The organism is Zoogloea sp., from assembly GCF_044344315.1.
Taxonomy (GTDB): Bacteria; Pseudomonadota; Gammaproteobacteria; order Burkholderiales; family Rhodocyclaceae; genus Zoogloea.
In genome coordinates, this window is record NZ_JBIJDC010000191.1 from 1 (window position 1) to 3,490 (window position 3,490).

Here is a 3,490-nt window from a genome sequence, read left to right on the forward strand (position 1 = left end):
TGCGGGGGGCTATTCCCGCCCCCCCCACAGTTCCTCCAGCCGCCCTCAGCACGTCCCATATACCCCTTCAGCTTCACCCATCGGGTGATACCGCCTGGAGGGTAAACCCGCGTCAGCATTGGGTTTGCAGTCAGCCAAGCTGTCGGTCGTGCATGCGTCCGAAGATGGCGAGCGCCGTTACTGCGCCAATCAGCGCGAAGAACATGTCGGATTGGGTGTCCCAGGGGTCGCCCTGGGTACCCAGGAATTCGTCGGCACCCTGGCCGAGGGCCAGGGCTGCGCCCCATTCGATGAACTCGTAAGTGGCGCTGATGGCGAGCACCACGCACACCGTTAGGAAGGCGAGCATCTTGCGGCCCTCCACGTGATGCCCGCGCAGCAGGATCTCCCGGGTGACCAGGGCCGGCACGAAGCCCTGGGCGAAGTGGCCGATCTTGTCATAGGGGTTGCGACCCAGGTGCAGAAGATCCTGCAGCTGGAAGCCCAGCGGTACCCGTGCGTAGGTGTAGGCCCCGCCCAGCATCAGGATCAGGGCGTGGAAGAAGATGCAGGCGTAGAGCAGGGATGTGAGGGGAAAGCGCTGCCGTGTCGCCACGAGGACCGGCAGGGCGATCACGACGGGCGCCACCTCCATCAGCCAGGTGGCCCGGTCGTAGGGCTGCCAGCCGGAAAGGGCCAGGAGGACGACAAGGAGCAGTCCGGTGGGAATGAGCAGGAGGTTCGGCGGTGTTGTGCTCGGGGTCATTCGGTTGGCACCTGGGGGATCAGAACCGCATGATCGTATCGCCATCGCGCGCGACGATGGGGTTGTGAGTCATCGGGGACATGGGTTCGACCGGGGCCTAATGAGAATCCGGTCGAACGGATTCGGGTGAGGGGGGCGGGTCTGCCAGGTAAGTGGAGCACGGCTGCGCCTGCCTCCTCAGTCCCACATCGCCCGCATCTTCGCTGCCAGATCCACCGCGGCCTGGCGGGTTTCGTCCCGGGCGGGCGTCTGGATCTCGGCTTCGGGCCAGGTGATCTGCTCGAAGTGGGGGAGCAGACGGTTGGGGATGAAGCGGCTGCGGCTGGCATAGACATGGCGGTCGCCGCTGCCGGACTGGCCCGAGACGTAGAAGCGCTGGGGGATCAGAAGGTCGAGGTGGTCCCGGGCGCGAGTCATGGCCACGTAGAGCAGGCGCATCTCTTCCTCGATCTCCCGCTCGCTGCCGGTGGCCAGATCGGAGGGGAGACAGCCGTCCACCGTGTTGAGGATGCTCACTGCGGGCCATTCCCGGCCCTTGGCTGAGTGGATGGTGGACAGGATGAGGTAGTCCTCGTCGAGCAGGGGCTTGCCGGATTCGTCGCTGGTGGCGTCGGGCGGGTCGAGGGTGAGCTCGGTGAGAAAGCGCTCGCGGCTGGGGTAGGTGGCGGCGATGCGGGTGAGCTGCTGGATGTCGGCCTTGCGCACCTCGTGGTCCTCGTAAAGACTCTCCATGCGGGCCTCGTACCAACTGGCGATGCGTTCGAGGGGGGCCGGCCAGGCGGTGGAGGCGGCCAGTTGCTCGACCATGCCGGCTAACTCGATCCAGCCCGGGCGGGCCGCGTCGGGGACCGGTTGTTCGGGGAGCAGGGCACAGCCGGGGGGCGCGGCCTGGACGTTGTCGAGGATGCGCCCGGCGATCTTCGGGCCGACGCCGGGCAGCAACTGGATGGCGCGGAAGCCGGAAACCCGGTCGCGGGGGTTCTGGGCCCAGCGCAGCACGGCCAGCAGATCCTTGACGTGGGCCGCCTCGAGAAACTTGAGCCCGCCGAACTTCACGAAGGGGATGTGACGCCGGGTCAGTTCGATCTCCAGCCGGGCACTGTGCTGTGCGGCACGGAACAGCACCGCCTGCTGCTTGAGCTTGAGGCCTTCCTCCCGGCGGGCGAGGACCTGCTCCACCACACAGGCGGCTTGGTCAGCCTCGTCGCGGATGCTCACCAGGCGCGGGCGGGCGGCGGAGACCCGGTCGGTCCATAGGTTTTTGCAATAGCGCTCGCGGGCCTGGTCGATGACGGCGTTGGCGGCGGCCAGGATGGGCTGGGTGGAGCGGTAGTTGCGGTCCAGGGTGACCTGCCGGGCTGGCGGGTCGAAGTGCCCGGGAAAGTCGAGGATGTTGCGGATGTCGGCGCCGCGGAAGCTGTAGATGCTCTGGGCGTCGTCGCCCACCACGGTGAGGCCGCGGCCGTCGGGCTTCATGGCGAGCAGGATGGCGGCCTGCAGGCGGTTGGTGTCCTGGTATTCATCCACCAGCACGTGGCTGAAGCGCTCGCCCACTTCCCGGGCCAGCGCAGGTTCGGACACCATCTGCGCCCAGTAGAGCAGCAGGTCGTCGTAGTCGAGCACCTGCTGGGCCTGCTTGGCCTGTACGTAGGCGCGGAACAGGGACTTCAGGTCGCTTTCCCAACCCGCACACCAGGGAAAGCTGCCGAGGAGCACTTCCGTCAGGGGCGCGCGGGTATTCACGGCAGCCGAGTAAATGGCCAGGCAGGTGCCCTTGAGGGGAAAACGCTTGCCCTTGGCCGACAGCCCCAGCTCATGGCGAACCAGGTTCATCAGATCGGCGGAGTCTTCCCGGTCGTGGATGGTGAAGGCCGGGTCGAGGCTGATGCGCCCGGCGAACTCACGCAGCAGGCGGGCGCCCACGCTGTGAAAGGTGCCGGCCCACGGAAAACCGCCGCTGGCCAGACGCGCGTGGCGGGGGGAGACCTTGGCGGCGATGCGCTGCACGCGCCGGGTCATCTCGTCGGCAGCGCGCCGGGAAAAGGTGAGCAGCAGGATGCGCCCGGGGTCGGCACCCTGGGCCAGCAGGTGGGCGACCCGATGGGCGAGGGTATTGGTCTTTCCGGAACCCGCGCCGGCGATGACCAGCAGCGGGCCGTCGTCCGCCCCTGTGCCGATACCATGAAGGGCGGCGGCACGCTGGGCGTCGTTGAGGGTGTCGAGGTAGGCGGGCAGCGCCCCGGGGGCGGGCTGCTGGAGGTGGGCTGGCTGGTGCATGGGCACTCCTTTGCTGTTATTTTATACAGCAAAGGAGCGCAGGTAAATCCACAGGTGTTCGACCCTGCAGAGAATCAGGTGCTTACCAGTGGGTTTCCCGATCCGGTGTGGCGGTGATTTTGTGGATGGTCAGGTCGGCGCCCTCGTATTCTTCTTCGGCGTCCAGGCGGATGCCGATGGTGGCGCGCAGCGCCCCATAGACAAGATAGCCACCGGCCAGGGCCACGACGATGCCGCCCAGGGTGCCGATGAGTTGTGCCGCCAGGCTGACGCCCCCCATGCCGCCCAGCGCCTTGGCCCCGAAGATGCCTGCGGCAATGCCGCCCCAGGCGCCGCACAGGCCGTGCAGGGGCCACACACCGAGCACGTCGTCGATCTTCCAGCGGTTCTGGGTGAGGGTGAACAGCTGCACGAACAGCCCGCCCGCCACCAGGCCGGTGACCAGGGCGCCGATGGGGTGCATCAGGT

General features: G+C 67.4%; 2 protein-coding genes and 1 pseudogene. All 3 read right to left on the reverse strand.

Annotated elements, in window-relative coordinates:
• Window positions 1-130: 130 nt before the first annotated feature.
• Window positions 131-745, reverse strand: a complete 615-nt coding sequence (locus ACIQ09_RS22005; protein ID WP_398314533.1) for a DUF2238 domain-containing protein — start codon at window positions 743-745, stop codon at window positions 131-133.
• 177 nt (window positions 746-922) lie between these two features.
• Window positions 923-3,022 (reverse strand): ATP-dependent helicase, encoded by a 2,100-nt coding sequence (locus tag ACIQ09_RS22010; RefSeq protein ID WP_398314535.1) that lies wholly within the window; start codon window positions 3,020-3,022, stop codon window positions 923-925.
• Window positions 3,023-3,104: 82 nt separating this feature from the next.
• A pseudogene (locus tag ACIQ09_RS22015) lies at window positions 3,105-3,490 on the reverse strand (ammonium transporter); the annotation flags it as partial.

What these genes read in the sequence shown, in the direction of transcription:
- ACIQ09_RS22005 (WP_398314533.1), bottom strand. Translation starts at nt 745, where the DNA reads ATGACCCCGAGCACAACACCGCCGAACCTCCTGCTCATTCCCACCGGA.
- ACIQ09_RS22010 (WP_398314535.1), bottom strand. Translation starts at nt 3,022, where the DNA reads ATGCACCAGCCAGCCCACCTCCAGCAGCCCGCCCCCGGGGCGCTGCCC.